This is a genomic window from Streptomyces sp. NPDC058469, assembly GCF_042721125.1.
In the GTDB taxonomy this organism is placed as follows: Bacteria; Actinomycetota; Actinomycetes; order Streptomycetales; family Streptomycetaceae; genus Streptomyces.
This window is the reverse complement of record NZ_JBHXME010000042.1, coordinates 1-22,313: the sequence shown is the minus strand read 5'-3', so window position 1 is coordinate 22,313 and position 22,313 is coordinate 1. Positions and strand designations below refer to the sequence as shown.

Annotated in this window: 12 protein-coding genes; 1 reads left to right on the top strand and 11 read right to left on the bottom strand. The window is 69.3% G+C overall.

The genetic code is table 11. The features are described from left to right. Nucleotides 1-201: 201 nt before the first annotated feature. Nucleotides 202-744, top strand: coding sequence for a GNAT family N-acetyltransferase (locus ACFWP5_RS19820; protein WP_384157771.1), 543 nt, complete (start codon nucleotides 202-204; stop codon nucleotides 742-744). 47 nt (nucleotides 745-791) lie between these two features. On the opposite strand, the gene ACFWP5_RS19815 is transcribed toward ACFWP5_RS19820, so the two are convergent. From ACFWP5_RS19815 to ACFWP5_RS19765, 11 genes are all read right to left on the bottom strand, one after another. Further along, nucleotides 792-3,389 carry an aminotransferase class I/II-fold pyridoxal phosphate-dependent enzyme gene (locus ACFWP5_RS19815; RefSeq protein WP_384157768.1) on the bottom strand — a complete coding sequence of 866 codons (2,598 nt, stop codon included), beginning with the start codon at nucleotides 3,387-3,389 and terminating at the stop codon, nucleotides 792-794. Continuing rightward, complete coding sequence (hppD, locus tag ACFWP5_RS19810; protein WP_384157765.1) at nucleotides 3,386-4,405, bottom strand: 4-hydroxyphenylpyruvate dioxygenase; 1,020 nt, start codon at nucleotides 4,403-4,405, stop codon at nucleotides 3,386-3,388. Before hppD ends, ACFWP5_RS19815 begins: the two co-directional genes overlap by 4 nt. A 42-nt stretch (nucleotides 4,406-4,447) precedes the next feature. Beyond that, the gene (locus ACFWP5_RS19805) at nucleotides 4,448-6,031 is read right to left on the bottom strand and encodes an MBL fold metallo-hydrolase (protein WP_384157762.1); all 1,584 of its coding nucleotides are present in this window, start codon (nucleotides 6,029-6,031) and stop codon (nucleotides 4,448-4,450) included. A 106-nt stretch (nucleotides 6,032-6,137) separates the two neighbouring features. Continuing rightward, nucleotides 6,138-7,088 (bottom strand): ornithine carbamoyltransferase, encoded by a 951-nt coding sequence (locus tag ACFWP5_RS19800; protein WP_384157759.1) that lies wholly within the window; start codon nucleotides 7,086-7,088, stop codon nucleotides 6,138-6,140. Further along, on the bottom strand, nucleotides 7,006-8,157 hold the full coding sequence (locus ACFWP5_RS19795) for a pyridoxal-phosphate dependent enzyme (RefSeq protein ID WP_384157756.1): 1,152 nt from the start codon (nucleotides 8,155-8,157) through the stop codon (nucleotides 7,006-7,008). The genes ACFWP5_RS19800 and ACFWP5_RS19795 overlap by 83 nt, the downstream gene beginning before the upstream one ends. A gap of 77 nt (nucleotides 8,158-8,234) precedes the next feature. After that, complete coding sequence (locus ACFWP5_RS19790) at nucleotides 8,235-8,573, bottom strand: hypothetical protein (RefSeq protein WP_384157753.1); 339 nt, start codon at nucleotides 8,571-8,573, stop codon at nucleotides 8,235-8,237. A gap of 24 nt (nucleotides 8,574-8,597) precedes the next feature. Then, nucleotides 8,598-8,906: a hypothetical protein gene (locus tag ACFWP5_RS19785; protein WP_384157750.1), complete on the bottom strand. Its 309-nt coding sequence runs from the start codon at nucleotides 8,904-8,906 to the stop codon at nucleotides 8,598-8,600. A 231-nt stretch (nucleotides 8,907-9,137) separates the two neighbouring features. After that, nucleotides 9,138-9,914 carry an ABC transporter permease gene (locus tag ACFWP5_RS19780; protein WP_384157747.1) on the bottom strand — a complete coding sequence of 259 codons (777 nt, stop codon included), beginning with the start codon at nucleotides 9,912-9,914 and terminating at the stop codon, nucleotides 9,138-9,140. Continuing rightward, nucleotides 9,911-11,464: an ABC transporter permease subunit gene (locus ACFWP5_RS19775; protein WP_384157744.1), complete on the bottom strand. Its 1,554-nt coding sequence runs from the start codon at nucleotides 11,462-11,464 to the stop codon at nucleotides 9,911-9,913. Before ACFWP5_RS19775 ends, ACFWP5_RS19780 begins: the two co-directional genes overlap by 4 nt. Next, the gene (locus ACFWP5_RS19770; protein ID WP_384157742.1) at nucleotides 11,461-12,414 is read right to left on the bottom strand and encodes an ATP-binding cassette domain-containing protein; all 954 of its coding nucleotides are present in this window, start codon (nucleotides 12,412-12,414) and stop codon (nucleotides 11,461-11,463) included. The genes ACFWP5_RS19775 and ACFWP5_RS19770 overlap by 4 nt, the downstream gene beginning before the upstream one ends. Before the next feature lie 136 nt (nucleotides 12,415-12,550). Further along, a partial coding sequence (locus tag ACFWP5_RS19765) for an amino acid adenylation domain-containing protein (protein ID WP_384157738.1) occupies nucleotides 12,551-22,313 on the bottom strand: 9,763 nt, incomplete at its 5' end.

Genomic DNA, 22,313 nt, shown 5'->3' with positions numbered 1-22,313 from the left:
GTCATCGGAAAGTCCACCCCCACATACGGGTTTTGCTGTGGATGAGATATTTCGCTGTGAACACCGCTGCTCCTTCCGGTGCGTTGAAGGGCCACCACTGGCAACTAGTAACTATGACCCGGCGACAGGGAAATAGGAGAGTGTTCAACTGCGGCAATCCCGGACTGAACGCACACGCTGGAATCATGGGATCCTCTACCTGTGCTGATCGATACTGCGCGTCTTCGACTTCGACGTTTCCAGTCTGCCGACATACCGGCGTTCGCGGCCTATCGCTCGGACCCCGAGGTCGCCCGTTATCAGGAATGGGACTTTCCGCTGTCCTTCGAATCGGCGGGACGACTCGTGCGCAGATACGCGCGGAGCGATCCCGCCGGGCCTGGATGGTTCCAGTACGCGGTCGAGCTGAAGGCCGACGGATGCCTGCTGGGAGATGTCGCGGTGAACCGGCAGCCCGGCGGCGGTGAGGCCGAGATCGGATTCAGTCTCGCCCGTGACCGGCAGGGACACGGGTACGCGAGCGAGGCCGTACGTGCTGTGCTGGACGACCTGTTCGGCACCGGCCTGCGGACGGTTTCGGCGGAGTGCGACGTACGGAATCAGCGGTCCGCACGGCTGCTTGAGCGGATCGGTTTCGAGTTCGAGTCGCAGCGGGCCGTCTTCCTACGGGGAAAACGGGAATGGACCGACCTCCAGATGTTCACCCTGTCCGCCGAGAAATGGGAAGGCCTCGACAAAGGCTGAACACCTGGAGATCGGTGATGACGGTCAGAGCATTCGGAGAGCAGTGATCACGGCCGTCCCGTCTGCGCTTTCACAAAGCGGGCCAGCCGCGTTATCCCCTCTTCTATCTCCTGATGCGAAAGATAACTGACGGACAGGCGAAGGCTGTTGTCGCCGGCGCCCCCGAGATGGAAGTACGACATTGGCGTCCAGATGACCCCGAATTCCTCTGCCGAGCGAATCAGTGCCGCGTTGTCGACGCTGAACGGCATGTCGACCGCCAGGAAGAATCCACCGCTGGGCTCGTTCCATCGAATACCGAGCGCGGTCCGCTCGTCCTCCGGGAAGTTCCGTTCGAGCTCACGGAGGGTGACTCGCATCGCGTCCCCGTAGTACGCGGCGGTACGGGTGTTGAGCTCCGAGGTCCGCCCGTCCACGGACAGGAGCATGCCCGCCGTGACGGCCTGGCTGACCGGGGAGGTGTTGACGGTCACCATGCTCTTGATCTTGGTGAGTTCGTCCGCCAGCAGCCCGCCGTCCCGCGCACCGTCGACGACGGGCTGGTCGGCCACGACGAAGCCCACACGGGCACCGGGGAAGAGGGTCTTGGAGTACGAGCCCAGGTGGACGACCCTGCGTCCGTGGTCCAGGGACTTGAGGGTCGGCAGCTGGTCTCCGGGGCTGACCATCCGGTAGGGGCTGTCCTCCAGGATCAGGATGTCGTGCCGCTCCGCCAGGTCGAGAAGCTCCTGCCGCGTACTCAGGGGCATGGTGGTACCGGAGGGGTTCGAGTGGTCGGGGATGACGTAGAAGGCGCGAGGGCGTCTGCCGCGTGCCCGCTCGGCGAGGAGCGCCACCTCCAGATCGGCGCACTGGAACCCCTTCTCGCCCTCGTCGACCGCGCGTACCTCGACGTCCAGCAGCCGGGCCGCGCCGGTGATGCCGACGTAGCAGGGGCTGGAGACCAGCAGGACGTCGTCGGGTCCCGAGATGAGCGCCCGTACCGTGAGGAACATCGCCTCCTGACAGCCGACGGTGACCACGATGGACTCGGCCGGCACGTCGATGTTCTCGTCCTTGCGCAGCGAGTCGGCGATCAGTTCCCGGATCTGGCCGCCGGTGGGGCCGTACTGGAAGAGGGCGGAGCGGATCTCGGCCGGTGACGCACCGCCCTCCTCCAGGTGGTCCAGGTAGCGGCGGAGGTAGGTGAAGATCTGCTCTGTCTCGAAGAAGCCGTCGTAGGGGCGGCCGGGCGCGAACGAGATCGCGTCGGGGTAGCGGTGGGTGATCTCGTTGAGGAAGTTCATCGTGTCCAGCACGGGGTCGGACACGCTGCCGTGCAGGTCCTGCTTGCGCAGGGCGGAGGCAGGGCGGTTGTCCCATGCCGTGGCCGGGACGGGGTCCGACGGTCCGTGGACCCCTGCCGTCGCCCGGCCGGGTGTCTCCCGCGTGTACGACGGTGTCATGGCCGGTGCCCCGGTCGGCCCGGATCCGCTCGCCGATCGTCCACTCACCGGCGGTTCACCCACCGGCGACCGACTCACCACAAGCTCACCCACCGGGGACTCGCCCGTCGGCAGCTCGCCACCCGGAGGCCTGCCCACCCGTCGAGGGACCGCTTCCGCGACCGTCGCCGTACCGGTGAGCAGCATCGCCTCCTTGAGCTCGTCGACGACGATGCCCAGCACCCGCCGCACGCCCTCGGCCTGTCCCACGGCCAGGCCGTGCAGCACCGGTCGGCCCAGGAGCACCGCGTCGGCGCCCAGGGCCAAGGCCGCCAGCACGTCACCACCGCGGCGGATCCCACCGTCTATCAGCAGGAGGCAGTCACCGGCCACCGCCGCCGCGATCTCGGGCAGCACGTCCAGCGTGGCCGGGGCACCGTCCAGCTGTCTTCCGCCGTGGTTCGACACGACGATGCCGTCGGCCCCGGCTGCCAGGGCGCGCCGCGCGTCGGACGCCGTGAGTACGCCCTTGACCAGTACCGGGAGCGAACTGATGGAGTGCAGCCACTCGATCACCGACCAGTCGAGGGCCGGATCGAACTCGGCCAGCGCGTGTCCGCCGGGCGAGGCGAAGCCGTCCCCGGCCAGGTTGGCCGACGCGATGCCCTCCGGCAGCCGGAAGCCGTTGCGGATGTCACGCAGCCGGCGGCCGAGGCGGGGCGCGTCGGCCGTGAGGACCAGTGCCTCGAAGCCGGCCCGCTCGGCACGCTCGACGAGACCTCGTGTGACATCGCGGTCCCGGAAGCAGTACACCTGGAGCCAGAGCGGGGCGGAGCCGGCCCGGGCGATGTCCTCGAAGGTCCGCCCGGCGAAGGTACTGACGATCAGCGGCAGGCCGGCCAGACCCGCGGCCCGGGCGGTGGCGACCTCACCCGCCGGGTCGGCGAGCGTGTGGTAGGCGAGGGGCGCGATGCCTACCGGTGCCGCCCAGTCGCGCCCCAGGATCCGGGTGCCGGTCTCGGGCCGGTGCACACCGGTGAGTACGCGCGGACGCAGCCGTACCCGGTCGAAGGCCTCCTCGTTGGCGGCGAGGGTCCGCTCCCGGCCCGCGCCGCCCTCGATGAAGTCCCAGACAGCGGGCACCAGTTCCGCACGGGCCAGGGCTGCGTAGTCGCCCAGGGTGTGCGGTCCCCGCGGGCCCTCGCCCGGCCGCTCGCTCACCCGGCGGCCAGCCTGTCGCGTTCGACGGCCTCGTACAGGGCCCGGATGTTGGCGCTGCCGAAGCCTCGGGAGCCCTGGCGCTGGATGAGCTCGAAGAAGAGGGTGTTGCGCTCGTAGGGCGACCGGCTGAACAGCTGGAGCAGATAGCCCCATTCGTCGCGGTCGGCGAGTATCCGGGTGGCACGCAGCTCCGCGATCCTCTCGCGCATTCCGGTGAACCGGTCGGCGAGCATCTCGTAGTAGGTGTCCGGCGTGCTGAGGAACTCCACACCCCTGTCCCGGAATTCGCGTACCGCCGGGATGATCTCGTCGACCAGGAAGGCCAGGTGCTGGACACCGGGGCCGCCGTTGCGGTCGAGGAACGCGTCCAGCTGTCCGGGGCTCTTCGTCGGGTCCGGTGCGACCAGGGTGAAGGTGACCCGGCCGGACGCGCTGCGCACGACGATCGAGTCCATCGCCTGGTCGCCGACCGCGACGTACTCGGAGGAGTAGGGGGACATCCCGAAGGCGGCCCCGTAGTAGTCGGCGTAGTCCTTCAGCGCGTTTCCCTCGACGCAGACCGCGACGTGGTCGAGCAGCCGGACGCGGCCGGTTTCGGCGTTCTGCGCCACTGGTGCGGGCTCCCAGGCGGGCCCGGCGGGCCAGGCGTCGGGATCCCGGGGGTGCGGCACCAGCGTGTGGGTGACACTGCCGAAACCGGACACGACCGGGTTGCCGTAGGCGGGGGCGAACGACTCGGCGCCCGCCGCGAGGGCCGCGTCCCGGGTCTCCGTCACGTCGTCACAGGTCAGCGCGATGTCAGCGATGCCGTCCCCGTGCTGGTCGAGAAACTTCCAGATCCCGCGGCCCGAGGTGACGATCAGCCGGGTCTCCCCCTGCCGCAGCAGGATGGAGCTCCGGTCGGCCTCCACGCGGTCCGCGACCCGCGTGAAGCCCATTCCCGAGACGAAGTAGTCGATGGTGGGCGGCGCATGACTGGTGTACAGCTCGATGTGCGCCGTGTCGTGCACTGGCATGGGGGTACCTCCTCAAGGACCGACGGCCCGGCTGTCGTTGGGCTACCAGCGCCATTCCTGCTGGCCGTAGAGGTGTCCGGCCTTGACGCCGCGGTCCTTGCACCAGGTCATGAACTCGTCGATCTGCTTGATCTGGTACGTGTCCTCGGTGTACGTCGTCGCCATGACGTGGCCCAGCCAGGGCTCCTCGCCCATGGCGTACACGTATGCCTCCTTGGCACCGAGTTCGACCATGATGTCGGCGGCCTGCGCGGCGTTGGAACCGGACAGTTTGCGGGAGTTGCTCATCTTCTTCGTCACCGGCTTGGTGAGCAGCGCCTGGTAGAGCCAGGTGAGCGGGGCGCCGTCGCACTCCATGCCCAGGAAGGCCATGTCGGCGGTGCCCAGGTGTCGCTTGACGTAGCGGTAGAGCAGCGGGTCGATGCCCGAGGAGTCCGCTCCGATGAAGACCTTCTTGCCCGCGAGCTCCGCCCAGTACGTGGACTTGCCGCGGATGTCGAGGTCGCAGTGCTCGCCGAGGAACGGGGTGGCGGTGACCTTGCCGCCGGGGAACTCCACCTCGTCGAAGTCGTCGACCTCGATGACCGGAAAGCCCTGGTGCTTGAGCATCAGCGCCATCGACGGGTCGGCCAGGTTGCCGCGCGAGGCGCGCGGCACCACGACCGATCCGACGCGGCCCCGCAGTTGGAGCAGCGTCTCCAGAACGATGTGGTCCTGGTGGCCGTGTGTGATCACCACGAGGTCGATGAAGTCGGGCAGGTCGTCCAGGGTGTACCGGTCGCCCGCGGTGTTGTCCGCGCTGATGAACGGGTCGGTCACGATGGCGGCTTCGGGAGTCTGCAGCACCAGGCAGGCGTGTCCGAAGTAGCGGATCCGGCCGCCGGCGTCGATGTGCCGGTCCTCGGCCAGGCTCGGCTGCTCGCTCAGCATCCCGGACAGCCGTGCGGCCTGGGCGTCGTCGAGTCCCAGGGACTCGCGCAGGTGGGACAGTGTGGTGGGCCGTACCCGGGACGTGAACAGCTCTTCCAGGCCCGCGTGCCGGAAGGGGATCGCCAGCTCCAGCACGTCCGGGGAGGGCAGGCGCGGGGTGCTGAGGATGAAGGGGCGCTCGATGCCGGTCTCGAAGGACAGTTGCACCGACTGGCGCTCTTCCTGGTAGACGCCGCTGTGATAGGCCAGCGGTTCCAGGAAGCGCATCTGCGCCTGGTTGTCGGTGTCGTACGCCAGCTCCACCAGGCCGCCGAGTTCCTGCGGCAGCTTCGAGTACAGCGGGGTCAGATCGAAGCCGGACGCGTTGGCCCTCAGCAGTTCCTGTCCCTCGGCGATGGCTTCGGCGAACCGCAGCATCTCGGCACGCTCACGCTTGATCGTGGCGAGCAGGTCGCGCACCTCGTCGGCGCGTTCCTCCGGGATGTTGATGAAATAGCCGCCGCGCAGTTCGGGGTTGTGGCTGGCCGCGACATGCACCCTCGGGGACTGGAGATACGACTCCAGCAGCGGAACCTGCAGGAATGCCAGGTTCATAGCCGCCTGAATCGGAGCCAGCGTGTGCGGCCAGACGTAGAACCTGTCCACAAGCGGCTCGATTATGACCTTCGGCCGCAGAAACAACTGCTCATCAGCCATCAGACTTCCGCCCCTCCAGGCATTCCGAACGAAAAGGAGTTCCTTGTGCGTGCTGGTTTCTTGGACATGCCGGGACGTTCCACGACCGGATCTGCCGGGGAGTGCGTCAGTCGCGGCTGCGGCCGGGGTCGTCGGCGACGCTCCGCTCCAGGACTGCCATGGCGCTGGTGAGTTTCATCTTGGCCTGCGCCCAGGCGATCGAGCCCGGCCCTTCGAGTACGGCGCCCGACACCTCCTCGCCGCGGTGTGCGGGCAGGTCGTGCATGAACCTCGCGTCGGGCCAGCGCCTCATGAGGCGTTCGTCGATGTGGAACGGCCGGAACTTCTCCCGCCAGTCCGGGTCGGCCTTGACGGTGCCCGTCGTCTGCCAGCGGGTCGTGTAGACGACGTGCGCCTCGGCCGGCAGGTCGTCGAGGTCGTGGATCTGGGTGACCGTCCCGCCCACCGCCGCCGCCCGTTTCGCGGCGTCGTCCAGGATCTGGGAATCCAGCCCGTATCCGGGCGGGGTGGCAAAGGTGAGGTGGCAATTCGGCATACGGGAGAGTCCGTACGCCAGCGCCGACGCCGTGTTGTTTCCCTCGCCGAGATAGAGCAGCGACAGTCCGTCGAGCGAGCCGAATTCCATGAGCATCGTCGCCAGGTCGCAGATCCCCTGGGTCGGGTGTTCTTCCGCGGCCATCGCGTTGATGACGGGCAGATCACCGGCCCGGGATATCTCCCGCAGTTCATCGACGGGTCCGGCGGTGCGGACGACGAGCGCGTCCAGCATGGAACCGAATACGCGCCCGGTGTCGTGGAGGGACTCCCCCGTGGCCGTCTGCAGATCGCCCGGCCCGTACATCAGGGGGAATCCGCCCAGTCTTACGGTGCCGGCACCGAAGGCGGTTCTGGTCCGGGTCGACGTCTTGGTGAAGAGGACCCCGACGACCTTGTCCCGCAGGGGCCGGTCGTGCGCGTTCAGGTCGTGGTACAGGTCACGGGACCGGGCCGCCAGGCGTTCCAGGTCCTCCCTGGTCAGGTCGGACAGCGTCAACAGCCCCCGCTGCGGTGCGAACATGATCCCCCGTTCTCGTTCGGAGTAGGCGCTTCGCGTACTGCTCGGCGGGGTCGGAACACCGGCCGCGTGTCAGCTCGACGCCGGCGCCGATCCCGACATCCGTGACGCCGTGGGCCGCCCGCCAGTCGGCCCGGTAGATCGTGCTCCGATAGCGGTCCGCGCCGTCGGGGCACAGGCAGATCAGTTCATCCGTCCGCGGGTTCTGCCGGAACATGCGCAGAGCGGCGGCGACGGTCGCGCCGGAACTGCCGCCGACGCCGATCCCGGCTTGCTCGGACAGCCACAGGCAGGTGGAGATTGCCTCGGTGACGTCGACGTGCAGAGCCTCGGTCGTGGCGGGATCAAGGAAGTTGGACGGGCAACTGGCCCCGATCCCGGACAGGAGCCGTCGGCCGGGGTCCCCGCCGAGCGCCGCGGAGCCGTGCACGTCGACCCCGACGAGCCGCCAGGGCGCACCCGTCGATCCGACGAATCTCGACAGGCCGGCGAGGGTGCCGCCGGTGGAGACCGGCACCAGGATCGTCGCGGGGCCGGGCACCTGCGCGCGCAGTTCGGGCGCCGTGGTCTTGAAGTGGGCGTCGGGATTCGCCTCGCTCCGGTACTGGTTCGTCCAGACCAGACCGGGGCGGGCGCGCAGCTGTTCCCTCACGTACCGAATGCGGTTCAGCAGAAAGCCCCCGGAGAGATCCGGCTCGTCGACGACCGTCACCCGGGCGCCGAGCCCGCGCATACGGTCGATGAAGAACGAGCTCGTCCGGGGGTCGACGACAGCGTTCAAGGGAATTCCCCGAGCACCGCACTCGGCCGACATCGCGACCCCGAGATTTCCCGATGTCGATTCGATGATGCCGATTTCCTTGTCGATCCTGTCAGCCACGTGATCGATGAGGGAGGCGGCGATCCGGTCCTTCAACGAACCGAAGGGATTGGCGGATTCGAGTTTGAGCCGCAGTCGCCGGTCGATTCCGTCGACCTTGACGTACAGATCGACGATCGGGGTGGTTTCGAAGATCCGGGTTTCCCCGACGAGTGGTTTTCCTATCGGTCCGGGAGAGCCTGCAGCTCCCATGTACCAGTCACATCCGATCTTCTTGAGTGCTCGTGACGGATCTCCTCACGGCCCCCGAAGCGCCGGATGGAAAACGGTCAGCCGGCAACCTCGGACAGTTCCACGACCACCAGGCGGCCCGTTCCCTCCAGCGTCGCCAGATCGATGTCGGCGACGCAGCGAACGGGGTCGTCGTTGAGGATCAGCGTTCCCTCGATGTGGACGGTGCCGCTGCCCTTGTCGAAGTCGGCCCCGGCGAGGTCGGATGCCTCGCGGTCCAGGCGTATGCCCAGGTCGGTGCCGCCGCGGGTACCGGTGAACTTGACGAACACCGTCCCGATGTCCTCCAGGCGGACGCGCAGCTCCTCCAGGGTGGGCTTGGGGCCGCCGACCACCACCGGCTGTTCGTCGCTCAACCGCTGGGTCAGTTCATCCATGGGTCACCTCTCGGGGGCTCGGTTCTACTCGGACTCGGCATACGCGAAAGCCAGGTCTTCCGGTATTCGGAACTTCAGCGTGGTCTCGCAGAATTCCCGCCACTCCGGAGTGTCCTCCGTGAACAGCCTCTTGTCCTTGTCGACTCCGACAGGACTGACCATGACGGTGAATTCGTCACAGAGGAACACCGTCGTGTTGTCGGTCAGTTCACGTTCTTCCGGTCGCACGCCGGCCGACCAGCCCGGAAAGCGACGCAATTCACCCAGCAGGTAGGACTTGCAGTACTTCCTCACCGGAACCTCCGAAAGCGGGCCGACGGCGAAATCGACCACGTGCGGCGTCGGACGAACCGAAAAGAGATGGTCCATCGGAATGCCGCGAAACGTGGTGTCGCGTTATTAGGCGCTCTCAGAGTACGACAAGCATGCGTGCTGATCTATAAGTGCACGGTGACAGGAACGACGGTCTGCGCGTTCAACTGCGCCTGTGCGCCGGTTGAACGCGCAGACCGCCGAATATCCTTCCCCGGGGGGTTGTGGACGACGGACTTCGCTCCTCGTCGCTTACGCGTCCCGTGCGCGGAGCAACCAGCCGCCGGCCGCCATCGCGCCCAGCGCCCACAGGGCCAGGACGCCGAGGCCCTGCCAGGGGCCGATGGGCAGGTCGTCGACATGGACGGTCGTCTGGACGGCAAGGCCCGCCGTCATCGGGGAGATCTGCTGGAGATGGCGCTGCCAGTCGGGATCGGCGACCACCTGGGCGAGGATCGGGAAGATGAACAGCAGGGCGAGAACGATGCCGATGGCGGTCGCCGAGTTCCGTACGACCAGGGCGATACCGAGGCTGAGCAGGCCGATCAGCACGAGATAGAGGACCGAGCCCACCGCGGCCCGCAGCGTCGCCCCGTCGGTCAGCGACAGCGGTGAGAAGCCGTGTGCCTTCGTGAAGCCGCGCCCGGGCTGCACGAGACCTCCGATCAGCAGGGAGCCGAGGACGGAGACCGTTCCCGCCACCAGCATCACCGCCGTGAGTACGGCGGACTTCGAGAAGAGGACCGTCAGCCGACGAGGCACGGCGGTGAGCGTGGTGTGCATCATGCCGGTGCTGTACTCGTTGCCGACCATCAGCACCGCCACGATCGCGACGACGACCTGGCCGACCAGCACGCCGGTGAGGCTGAGCCGCGTCGGGTCCCCGCCGCAGCCGCTGGCGTCACACCTGGACGTCATGGCCACCGCGGCACCGACCGCGAGGGTCAGCGCTACCACGCCGAGCGTCAGCCAGGTGTTGCTCGCGTCGGTCCGCAGCTTCGTCCATTCGGCACGTCCGGCGAATTTCATACGTCCCTCCGGCGGAGCAGGACCACTGCGGCGGCGAACGAGACCGCGGCATAGGCGCACAGGACCGCGAGGCCGGCCCAGGGGGCCAGCGGGAAGTACCCGGACGAGGGCGAGTAGACGGTGACGACCTGGTCGTAGTGCGCGATGCTCTGCTGGATGGCGAATCCGGCGGCGGGAGTGACCCTCAGCAGCCACTGCGAGGCCCCGTCGGGCAGCACGGACGCGGTCGCGAGGAGGTAGGGCAGCACCATGCCGACGACGACCACGGTGATGGCCACGGCGCTGCGCCTCAGGATGGTGCCGACGGCGAGGGCGAAGACGCTCGCGGCGGCGAGCAGCAGGCCCGTACCGACGATGACGCGCAGTTCGGTGGCCGTCGGTACCGTCAGCACGGGGAAGCCGTTGGACTCCGACCGGCTTCCCCCCAAGGGGACCATGACCGCGGCGGAGACCACTCCGACGGCGAAGGCGACGGATCCCACCACGAGGCCCTTGGCCACCAGGACGCGGCCCCTGCGCGGGCTGGCCGCCAGGGTCAGGCCGATCATGCCCCGCCGGTACTCGACGGTGATGTAGCCCGCGCTCACGACGACCATGATGATCAGCCCGGCGAACGCGCCGACAAGGAAGTTCTCGATGGTCCGTACGCCGCTGGTGGCGGGGCCGCCGACGACGGGCGCGATGTCGCCCGCGCCGGTCACCTTGAAGCCGCTGCCGGAGGGGGTGGCCCCGCCCTTGGTGTCCTGGCTGTAGCTGGCGGAGGTGCCGGCGTCCTTGCCGACCTGATCACTTTCCCAGGAACCGCCGGTCCACTGGCCGCCCAGGGCGATCTGGTCGAAGGTGCCGGTGGCGACGGCCGGGGCGAAGCCCGTTCCGGTTCCGGTCTCGTCCTTGATGGACGGGGAGGTCACGAACAGCCCGACCTGCGGTGTCTGCGACAGCCCGGAGAGATCCGCGTGGCCCACCTCGGTCCACTTGGACCCGTCGGCCGACTGATATCCGGTGAGTGTGTCGCCGGTGCGCTGGAGGCGCAGCCAGCGCGGCGACGCCTGGGAGGCCGCGCCGGCCGTCCCGGCGGTGTCGTGCGTGTAGTCGTACTGCATCCGCACGCCGTGGCTGCCGGTGACCATCATCGCCGCGTACGACGACCCTTGGTCGAGGCTGTCCTTCACGATGATGCCCGCCTTCGCCCAGGGGGCGAGGCCGCCTTTGCTGTCGTTCGGGCTCGTCGAGACGACTCCGGCCAGCGAGGACACCGAGACGGTGATGCTGCCGTCGCCCTGGAGCTTCTGGTGCACGAAGTAGAAGCTGTCGTTGACCGCTTGGCCGCCGGGACCGACGGGCAGCGCTGAACTGCCGTCCGCACCGCCCTTGTTGCCCGCTGCCGTGGCGAGCAGGCCCACCACGCAGATGATCAGCACCGCGCCGACCGTGCTCTGCACCCAGCCCCGCACCGTACGGAACTTGGTCCATTCCGCGTGCAGCAACTGCCCGAAGCCGCCCCGTCCCGGCCGCGCGGTCGCGCGGGGCGGCGTCATCGTGGACGTCATCGGCCGGCCTCCTCGGGAACGACGCCGCGGTACTGCACGGCATCCCGGGTGAGCTCCATGTACGCCTCTTCCAGCGAGGCGCGGTGCTCGGAGATCTCCGAGAACGGCACCGCGTTCCGGCTGAGCAGCGACACCACGTTCTCCGCGGGCAGCCCGGTCACGCTGATCGTGTCGGCGCCGGTGGAGCTCACGGTCGCGCCCGAGCGCGCCAGGACCTCCATGGCCTGGGCGAGCGCGGACGTCCGCAGGGTCACCCGTCCCTGGGACATGGACGCCAGCAGGTCGCGCACGCTCATGTCGGCGACGACCTTGCCGCGCCCGACGACCACCACGTGGTCGGCGCTGTCCTGCAGTTCACTCATCAGGTGGCTGGAGACCAGCACGGCCCGCCCCTGTTCGGCCAGCGAGGCGAGGAAGCCGCGCATCCACATGAACCCTTCGGGATCAAGGCCGTTGAAGGGCTCGTCGAGCATGATCACCGGGGGGTTGCCGAGCAGGGCGGCCGCGATACCGAGGCGCTGCCTCATGCCCAGCGAGAAGCCGCCGGCCTTGCGCTGAGCCACGTCCTGGAGGCCGACCTGCCGGATCACCTCGTCGACCCGCCCGGCGCTCAGCCCCTGGGAGTGGGCCAGCCACAGCAGATGGTGGCGGGCGGTACGGCTCGGCTGCACAGCCGCCGCGTCCAGCAGCGCCCCGATGTGTGTGAGCGGGGTCCGCAGATCCTGGTAGCGGTGTCCGCCGACCCGTGCGGTCCCTTTGTCGGGCTTGTCCAGGCCGAGGATGACGCGCATGGTCGTGGACTTGCCGGCGCCGTTCGGACCGACGAAGCCGGTGACCTGCCCCGGCCTGACGTTGAACGTCATTCCATCCAGCGCCTGGGTGCTTCCGAAGCGCTTGCGCACGTCCGTGACTTCGATCGTCGCGTCCGACCCATCGATCGTTTTCTCCATACCCGCAGCCTAGGGAGAAGGGGGTGGCCCGGTCGTCACGGTGAAGAGCCATGTTCTACGCCACTCACAGGAGCCAGACCGCGGACCGCCCGTCCCTCGCAAGAGGGACGGGCGGGGTCCTACCTGAGGATGACACCTACAGTTCGAACGCCTCGTACTCCTCGCCGTCGTCGGCTCCGACGGCGGCCGCGATCGCCGCGATGGTGGGCTCTTCGAAGACAGCGGCGAGCGTCAGGTCCACTCCGAAGACGTCACGGATGCGGGAGACCAGCCGGGTGGCCAGGAGCGAATGCCCGCCGAGGTCGAAGAAGTTGTCCTCGACGCCGACGCGTTCCACGCCCAGGAGTTCGCTCCACGTCTCGGAGAGGATCTGCTCGGTCCCGGTACGGGGTGCGACATACGCCCGTGCCGTCGTCGCCCGTGGCCCGCCGTCCGGCTCCGGGAGCGCCGCCCGGTCCACCTTGCCGTTCGTGGTGAGGGGCAGCTCGGCCAGTTCGACGAACACCGACGGCACCATGAACGCCGGCAGACGATCGCCCGCGTAGGCCCTCAGTTCCTCGACGGAGGGGATGCCGTCGGACTGGTCGGCGGGGACCAGGTAGGCGAGCAGCCGCCGGTCGGTGTCCTGACCGCTCGCGGTGACGACGGCCGTCCGCACCATCGGATGGGCGGTGAGCAGCGCCTCGACCTCCCCCGGCTCGATCCGGAAGCCGCGGACCTTGACCTGGTCGTCGGCGCGGCCGAGGAACTCCAGCTGCCCGTCCGGCAGCCACCGCACCCGGTCGCCGGAGCGGTACATCCGCGTGCCGTCGCCCATCAAGGGGTCGGGCAGAAAGCGTTCCGCGGTGAGCGCCGCACGACCGAGGTAGCCGCGCGCCAGCTGCGCACCCGCGATGAACAGCTCCCCCGCGACGCCGACCGGCACCGGCCGCAGCCGCGAATCCAGCACGTACACCCGGGTGTTCGCGATCGGCCCGCCGATCGGCGGCGCCTGCCCACGGTCCCCCTCGCAGACGGCGACCGTCGCGCACACCGTCGTCTCGGTCGGACCGTAGGCGTTGAACAGCCGCCGGCCGGCAGCCCACTGGGCGGCCAACCGCCCGTCGAGCCGCTCACCCGCCGTGATCAGGGTGGACACACCGCTGAACTCGGCAGGGCTCAGGGCATCCAGCAGGGACGGAGGCACGGTGGCCACGCTCACTCCGGTACGGGTGGCGAGCGCTGCCAGGCGGCCGGGTTCGGCACGGTCCGCCGCCTCGGCGACAACCAGGGTGCCCCCGGTCGCCAGCGCCATCAGCAGCTCCCACACCGACGCGTCGAACCCGAACGGCGCGAACTGCAGGACCACATCGCCCCGGCCGGTGCCGAGCGCCTCCCGTTGGGCCGTCACCAGACTGACCGCTCCCGCATGGGTGACCTGCACGCCCTTCGGCCGCCCCGTGGATCCGGACGTGTAGATCACATACGCCGACTGGTCGGGATGGACAGTCACTTCGGGCGGGGCCGAGGGCAGTGCCCGCAAGGAGCTTCGCAGCGCCGGATCGTCCATGACGACCGTCCGCAGCCTGCCCACGGGCAGGTCGTCGACCACCTCTTCAGTGCCCAGCAGCACACCCGCTCCGCTGTCGGCGAGCATGAACTCCAGCCGGTCCACCGGGTATTCGGGATCCAGCGGCAGATAGGCACCGCCTGCCTGCCATACCGCGAGGACGGCCACGATCATGTCGACGCCGCGCGGCAGGCACACCGCGACCACGGTCTCGTCGCCGACGCCCGCACCGCGCAGATAGTGCGCCAGCCGCCCCGAGCGTTCCAACAGCTCGCCGTAGCCGACCGACGTCTCACCGAACTTCACAGCGGTCGCACCCGGCTCCTCCGCCGCGGCAGCCACGATCAGCTCGTGCACGCCGCCCACCGCGGGCAGGGCCTCGGCCGTGTCGTTCCAGCCGCGGACCAGCGCGTCGTGCGTGGGGCCGTCCAGCAACGGCAGCTCGCCGAGCCGCTGTTCGGCGTCCCTGGCCACCGCGCTCAGCAACGTGCCGAGGTGTGCCGCCATCCGCTCGACCGTGCCGGGGTCGAACAGCGCGGTGCTGTACTCGATCTGCCCGTTCAGAGCGCCGCCCGCATCCGTCAGCACCAGCCGCAGATCGAAGCGGGTGGTCATGCCGCTGCCGGTGTCACCCAGGAACGAGCCGGCGTCCGGCCCGTCGTCCGGGTCGTCGTCGGCAGGCGCCTGCCCGTCCTCGGTGAAGTAGTTGAACAACACCTGGAACAGCGGGCTGCGGGACCGGTCCCGCTCGACGACCAGGTCGTCGACCAGCTGCTCGAACGGGAGATCCTGGTGCGCGTACGCGTCGAGCGCCATGGAACGGACGCGACCGAGCAGCTCCGTGAACGTCGGGTCGCCGGACAGGTCGGCCCGCATCACCAGAGTGTTGACGAAGAACCCGATCAGCTCCTCGGTCTCGGCGCGGTTCCGGTTCGCCACCGGTGTGCCCACGACGACGTCGTCCGTGCCGGCGTACCGGCTCAACAGGACGTCGAACGCGGCCAGCAGCGTCATGAACATCGTCGTACCACCGCGCCGGGACAGCGCCCGCAGCGACTCCGTCGTCTCCGCCGCGACGGTGAACCGGGTGTACGCCCCGGCCGGTGACCACACCGCGGGGCGCAGGCGGTCCGAAGGCAGTTCCAGTACCGGGGCACCCGACAACTGGTCGCGCCAGTAGGACAGTTGACCATCCAGGACGTCACCGGTCAGCCACTGCCGCTGCCAGACCGCGAAGTCCGCGTACTGCACGGCCGGGGCGGGCAGCGAGGGCGTCCGGCCCGCGCGCAACTCGTCGTACAGGTGCGCCAGTTCGCGCTGGAAGATCCGCGTGGACCATTCGTCGGACACGACATGGTGCATCGACAGCGCCAGCACGTGCTCGTCGGGCGCCAAGCGGATGAGCATGGCACGGATCAGTGGACCGTCCGCCAGGTCGAACGGTGTCGCCTCGTCGGCCGCGACCAGCTTCCCGGCCGCGTGCAGGGGGTCGCCCTCGGTCGAGACGTCGATCAGCGGGAGCGGGAAGACCGACGGCGGATCGATCAGCTGGTACGCCACGCCGTCCGGACCGGCCACGAGCCGGGTCCGCAGCACCTCGTGCCGGGCGACGATCGCGCTCAGCGCGTCCTGGAGGGCGCGGACGTCCAGGTCCGGGCCCATCCGAACCCGCATCGGAAGGCTGTATTCCAGTGATCCGGGCTCCAGCCGGTCGAGGAACCACAGGCGCTGCTGGGCGAAGGACAGCGGCAGTTCACGGTCCCGGCCGACCGGCGTCACCGGTCGTACGTCGACCCGCTCCGACGACTCCGCGATCGCCGTCGCCAGTCCGCGCACCGTCGGGTGGTCGAACAGCGTGGAGAGCGGGAGTTCCACTCCGAGGACGTCCCGGATCCGGGAGACGATCTGGGTGGCCAGCAGCGAGTGCCCGCCCAGCTCGAAGAAGTTGTCCTCCGCACCGACCCTGTCCACGGGCAGCAGCCGGTCCCAGATCCCCGCGAGCAGTTCCTCCACCACACCCGAGGGAGCGACGGACCCGGTCACGTCGGTGCGGACGGTCTCCGGAGCCGGCAGGGCGGCCCGGTCCAGCTTCCCGTTGGGAGTCAGCGGCAGGGCCGCCACCTCGACGAAGACCGACGGGACCATGAACTCGGGGACGCTGCGCCGGACATGCTCGCGCAGGTCGGCGGTCGCCGGGATGCCCTCGGCCGGGTCGTCCGGGACCAGATGGGCCACCAGTGCCCGGTCCGCCGCCTCGCCCCACGTCGTCACGACCGCCGACCGTACGGCGGGGTGGCCGGCGAGGACCGCCTCGACCTCGCCGGGTTCGATGCGGAACCCGCGCACCTTCACCTGATGGTCGACGCGGCTGAGGAATTCCAGGCGTCCGTCGGCCCGCCAGCGCACCTGGTCGCCGGAACGGTACGCCCGGGACCCGTCACCGGCGAACGGATCCGCCACGAACCGCTCCGCCGTCAGCGCGGGCCGGCCCCCGTACGCCCGGGCCAGGCTCGCCCCGGCGATGAACAGTTCTCCCGCGACACCGACCGGCACCGGGTTCAGCCGGTCGTCCAGCACCAGCAGCCGTACGTTGGTGAGGGGTTGGCCGATGGGGACCAGGCCGCCCGGCGACCAGTCCGCCGTGCCGTCCGGACGCGGGCACACCGTGCTGGCCGCGTCGACGGTGTTCTCCGTCGGGCCGTACAGGTTCGCCACGACGGCCGTGTCGTTCCTCGCGTAGAAACGGGCCACATCGGCAGCGGACAGCGCCTCGCCACCGCAGAACACGGCACGCAGCGAGGGCAGCGACGTCGGCCACGTATGGGACACGAACAGTTTGAACAGCGAGGGCACGAACTGCGCCACCGCGATCTGCCGGGACTCCAGCAGCCCCACCAGATAGTCCAGGTCGCCGTGGCGTCCCGGCTCGGCGATCACCAGCTCGGCGCCGTTCGACAGCGGCCAGAACAGCTCCCACACCGACGCGTCGAACGTCAGCGGCGTCTTGTGCAGCACTCGCTCCGACGCATCCAGCCGGTGCCGGTCCTGCATCCACGACACACGGTTGAGGACACCCCGGTGGGTGATCTGGACGCCCTTCGGACGTCCGGTCGAGCCCGAGGTGTAGATGACGTACGCGAGTTGCTGCGGGTGCACCGACACCCGCGCCGGCGTGGACGGCAGCGCCGCGAGGGCCGTCCGCGTCCTCGGGTCGTCCAGCCATACGACGGTGTCCAGCGCGGCGCCGTCGGCCAGGTCGGCGGCCACCGCCCGGTGACCGACGAGCGTCGACGCGCCGCTGTCGGCGAGCATGAACTCCAGGCGCTCCTGCGGGTATTCGGGATCCAGCGGGAGGTACGCGCCACCCGCCTGCCACACGGCCAGCACCGCCGCCACCATGTCCGGACCACGCTCCAGGCACAGCGCCACCACCGACTCGGTCCCCACCCCCGCGCCCCGCAGGTGGCGCGTGAGCCGATTCGCCCGGCACATCAACTCGCCGTACGTGAGGGTCAGTTCACCCAATACGACGGCCACCGCGTCCGGGGTCGCGGCCGCCCGCCCGGCAATCAGCTCGTGCATGCCGGCCGCCGCGGGCAGCTCCACGCCGGTGTCGGTCCACTCGTGCAACAGCTGGTCCTGCTCGGCCGCGGTCAGCAGCGGCAGCTCGCCCACGCTCCGGTCCGCGTCGGTGGCGACGGCCTGGAGCAGCGTGACCAGGTGCCCCGCCATCCGCTCGATCGTGCCGGCGTCGAACAGGCCGGTGCTGTACTGGATCTCACCGGCCAGGGCGCCCTCGTTCTCACCCAGGTTCATCATCAGGTCGAACTTCACCGGCAGGGATCCGGGAACGGACGCCGAATCGCCGTCCGCGCCGGTGGTCGCGCGCGGGCCGCCCCTCTCTTCGGCGGTGTAGCCGAAGAGTGCCTGGAACAGCGGCGTACGGGACCGGTCGCGCTCCGCGACCAGATCGTCCACCAGTTGCTCGAACGGCAGGTCCTGGTGGGCGTACGCGCCCAGCGCCGTCTCGCGCACCCGGCGCAGCACCTCGGTGAAGGACGGGTCGCCGGACAGGTCCGTCCGCATGACGAGGGTGTTGACGAAGAATCCGATCAGTTCCTCGGTCTCGGCCCGGTTCCGGTTCGCGACCGGTGTACCGACCGCGACGTCCTCCGTACCGCCGTAACGACCCATGAGGACGTCGAAGGCGGCCAGCAGCGTCATGAACATCGTCTTGCCGTGCTCACGCGACAGCGCCCGCAGGGCGTCGGCGGTCTCCACCGGGACGCTGAACCTCACCACCGCGCCATCGGTGGAGCGCACGGGCCTGCGGGGCCGGTCGGTCGGCAGGTCCAGGGCCGGGACGTCCGCCAACTTCTCTCGCCAGTAGCCGACTTGGCTGTCCAGGACATCCCCGGAGAGCCAGTTCCGCTGCCAGGCCGCGAAGTCGGCGTACTGAAGCCGGAGCGGCGGCAGCGGGTCCGGATCCCCGGCCCTGAACGCCTCGTACAGCGCCAGCATCTCGCGCTGGAGGACGCGGTCCGACCACTCGTCGAAGACCACGTGATGCATCGCCAGAGCCAGTACGTGGTCGTCCGGGGCCAGTCGGACGAGGGTCGCGCGGACGAGGGGGCCGTGGGCGAGGTCGAAGGGAGTCAGTGCGTCGTCGACGATCAGGCAGTTGGCCGCGCCCTGCGGATCCTCGCTGTCGGACACGTCCAGCAGCCGGAGGTGGGTCGGTACCGGAGGGTCGATGAGCTGGTGCGGTACGCCGTCGGCGTCGGCCACCAGTCGGGTGCGCAGGACCTCGTGCCGGGCGACGACCGCGTCGAGCGCCGCGCCCAGGGCCGGGAGGTCGACGTCGCCGGTCAGCCGCAGCCGGGTCGACATGTTGTATTCCGGCGACCCGGGTTCCAACTGGTCCAGGAACCACAGCCGTTGCTGCGCGAACGACAACGGCAGCACCTCGTCCCGGGCGAGGGGCGCCATCGGAGGTGCGGCGTCCCGCGCGGAGCTGTCGATCACCGAAGCCAGGCCCCGGACGGTCGGGGCGTCGAACAACGCGGCGAGAGACACCTCGACGCCGAACGCCTCCCGGATCCGGGAGACCGCCAGCGTGGCCAGGAGGGAGTGACCGCCGAGGTCGAAGAAACCGTCGGTGACACCGACCCGCTCCACACCCAGCACCTGCGCCCAGATACCGGCGAGCAGTTCCTCGGTCGCCCCCGACGGCTCCGAGAAACCGCTCAGGCCCGTGCGGGAGGTGTCCGGCGCCGGGAGGGCAGATCGGTTGATCTTGCCGTTGGGGGTCAGGGGCAGGGCGCTCAGCTCGACGAACAGGGACGGGATCATGTAGTCGGGCAGGAACTGGCGCAGGTGCTCGCGCAGTACTTCCGGGGCGGGGATGCCGTGGGTGTGGCCGGTGGGGACCAGGTAGGCCACCAGGCGCCGTTCGGCTCCTTCACCGTGTGCGGTGACCACGGCCGCGCTGACCTGCGAGTGGCCCGTCAGAGCGGTCTCGATCTCACCCGGCTCGATCCGGAAACCGCGAACCTTCAGCTGATCGTCGGCCCGGCCCAGGAACTCCAGACGGCCCTCTGCCAGCCAGCGCACCCGGTCCCCCGTGCGATACAGACGCGCACCATCGGCGGCGAACGGATCCGCCACGAACCGCTCGGCCGTCAACGCCCGGCGACCGAGATAGCCACGGGTCACACCGGCACCGCCGATGAACAACTCGCCTGCAACTCCGACCGGGACCGGGTTCAACCGCACGTCCAACACATACACCCGCGTGTTCGCGATCGGCGCGCCGATCGACGGGACACCCCCGGACACGTGCTCACACGCCGACCAGACGGTGGTCTCGGTGGGCCCGTACATGTTCCACACGCCGGCCGTCCGATGAACCAGCGCCTCCGCCAGCGAGGCGGCCAACGCCTCACCACCGCACAGGGCACGCAGACCCGGCAGACCCTGCCAGCCGTCCGACACCAGCATCTGCCACGTCGCCGGCGTCGCCTGCATCACCGTCGCACCCACCCGCACCAACTCACCCGCCAGCGCGGCAGGCACACCCGCCACATCCCGACCGGCCACCACCACCCGCGCACCCGACACCAACGGCAACCACAACTCCAGCCCCGCAATGTCAAAGCCCAGCGTCGTCACCGCCAACACCACATCCGCGCCATCGAGCCCAGGACGCTCGACCATCGCAATCAGGAAATTGACCAGGTTGCCGTGCGAGACCTGCACACCCTTCGGCCGACCCGTCGACCCCGACGTGTACAACACATACGCCAACTGCTCCGCCTGGACGGGTACTTCAGGGACGGTGGCGGGAAGCCCGGCGAGCGTGTCCGCCGTCGCCGAATCGTCCAGCCAGACTGTCGACTCGACCTCAGCCGACACCACCAGACCGGCAGCAACCGCCCGATGCCCCACCAGCACCGACGCACCACTGTCCGCCAGCATGAACTCCAGCCGCTCCACCGGAAACTCCGGATCCAACGGCAGATACGCACCACCCGCCTGCCACACCGCCAACGCGGCAACCACCATGTCCACCCCACGCTCCAGGCACAGCGCCACCACCGACTCCGACCCCACACCCACGTCCCGCAGGTGCTGCGCGAGCCGGTTCGCCCGCTGAAGCAACTCGCCGTACGTCAGAGCCAGTTCACCCGATACGACAGCCACCGCATCCGGCGCCACCGCCGCGCGCCCGGCGATCCACTCATGCACGCCGACCAGCGACGCAGGCAGCACCACCGCCGTGTCGTTCCACTCCCCCACCAACTGATCCCGCTCCACCGCGGTCAACAGCGGCAACTCCCCCATGGGGCAGTCCACATCGGCGACGACAGCCTCCAGCAGCGTCACCAGATGCCCCGCCATCCGCTCCACCGTCACCGCATCGAACAACGCGGTACTGAACTGGATGCCTGCCTTGAGCGTGCCATCGCCGGCTTCCTCGACCATCACCCACAGGTCGAACGGCACTGCGACCTGGCCTGCCTGTGCGCCAGGCTCTCCCTCGGCATCGACATCGGCGGCGCCTCGAACGGCTCCGCCGTCTCCGGCGCCGTAGCTGAAGAAGACCTGGAACAGCGGGGTACGGGAACGGTCCCGCTCGGTGACCAGTTCGTCGACGAGCTGCTCGAACGGCAGATCCTGATGCGCGTACGCACCCAGCGCCGACTCCCGCACCCGCCGTAGCACCTCGGAGAACGAGGGATCACCGGACAGATCCGCGCGCATGACAAGGGTGTTGACGAAGAACCCGATCAAGTCCTCCGTCTGGGCACGGTTCCGGTTCGCCACCGGCGTGCCCACCACCACGTCCATCGACCCCGCATACCGCCCCAGCAGGACATCGAGCGCGGCGAGCAGCGTCATGAACATCGTCGTGCCGCGCTCGCGGGACAACGCCCGCAGCGCGTCGGCCGTCTCCGCCGGGACGGTGAACGGAGCCATCGCTCCTTCGGCGGACCGTACCGGCGGCCGAGGTCGATCAGTGGGCAGCTCCAGTACCGGAGCGTCGGCCAACATGTCTCGCCAGTAATCGAGTTGGTCTTCCAGTACCTCCCCGTCCAGCCACTCCCTCTGCCATGCCGCGAAGTCCGCGTACTGCACCGGCAGCGGCGGCAGCGGATCCGGCTCACCCGCGCGGAACGCCTCGTACAACGCGGACAGCTCACGGCGCAGGATCCGCGCCGACCACTCGTCGGACACCACGTGATGTGTCATCAGGGCGAGCAGGTGCTGCTCTTCGTCGAGCCGGATCAGTGTGCCCCGGATCAGGGGACCCGCCGCCAGATCAAAGGGTGCCGTCGCGTCCGCCAGCGCCAGCCGCTCCGCCTCACGCACGGGGTCGGGGCAGCCGGACACGTCCACGACCGGCAACGGGAACACTGTCGCCGGATCGATCACCTGGTACGGCGCGCCGTCGGTACCGGTCACGAGACGGGTCCGCAGGACCTCGTGCCGCGCCACCACCGCGTCCAGGGCCGCGGCCAAGGCGGAAACGTCAAGTTCCCCGTCCCAGGGCACGTACAAGGGCAGGTTGTACTCGACCGAGCCGGGTTCGAGCTGGTCCAGGAACCACAGCCGCTGCTGAGCGAACGACAGCGGCAACGGTTCATCCCTGCTGACGATCGTCCACTCCGGCTCTGCCCCACCCGGTGCCACGGCATCGAGGGCCGCTCCGAGCCCGGCGATCGTCGGGCGATCGAACAGGGTCGTCAGGGCCAGGTCGACGCCGAACACCTCCCTGACCCGGGAGACCACCTGAGTGGCGAGCAGCGAATGCCCGCCCAGCTCGAAGAAGTTGTCCGTGGATCCGACG

Bases quoted from the DNA above. Each gene is read 5' to 3' on its own strand.
- ACFWP5_RS19795 (WP_384157756.1), bottom strand. From the start codon at position 8,157: ATGGGAGCTGCAGGCTCTCCCGGACCGATAGGAAAACCACTCGTCGGG.
- ACFWP5_RS19770 (WP_384157742.1), bottom strand. From the start codon at position 12,414: ATGGAGAAAACGATCGATGGGTCGGACGCGACGATCGAAGTCACGGAC.
- ACFWP5_RS19775 (WP_384157744.1), bottom strand. From the start codon at position 11,464: ATGACGTCCACGATGACGCCGCCCCGCGCGACCGCGCGGCCGGGACGG.
- hppD (WP_384157765.1), bottom strand. From the start codon at position 4,405: ATGCCAGTGCACGACACGGCGCACATCGAGCTGTACACCAGTCATGCG.
- ACFWP5_RS19800 (WP_384157759.1), bottom strand. From the start codon at position 7,088: ATGTTCGCACCGCAGCGGGGGCTGTTGACGCTGTCCGACCTGACCAGG.
- ACFWP5_RS19790 (WP_384157753.1), bottom strand. From the start codon at position 8,573: ATGGATGAACTGACCCAGCGGTTGAGCGACGAACAGCCGGTGGTGGTC.
- ACFWP5_RS19805 (WP_384157762.1), bottom strand. From the start codon at position 6,031: ATGGCTGATGAGCAGTTGTTTCTGCGGCCGAAGGTCATAATCGAGCCG.
- ACFWP5_RS19780 (WP_384157747.1), bottom strand. From the start codon at position 9,914: ATGAAATTCGCCGGACGTGCCGAATGGACGAAGCTGCGGACCGACGCG.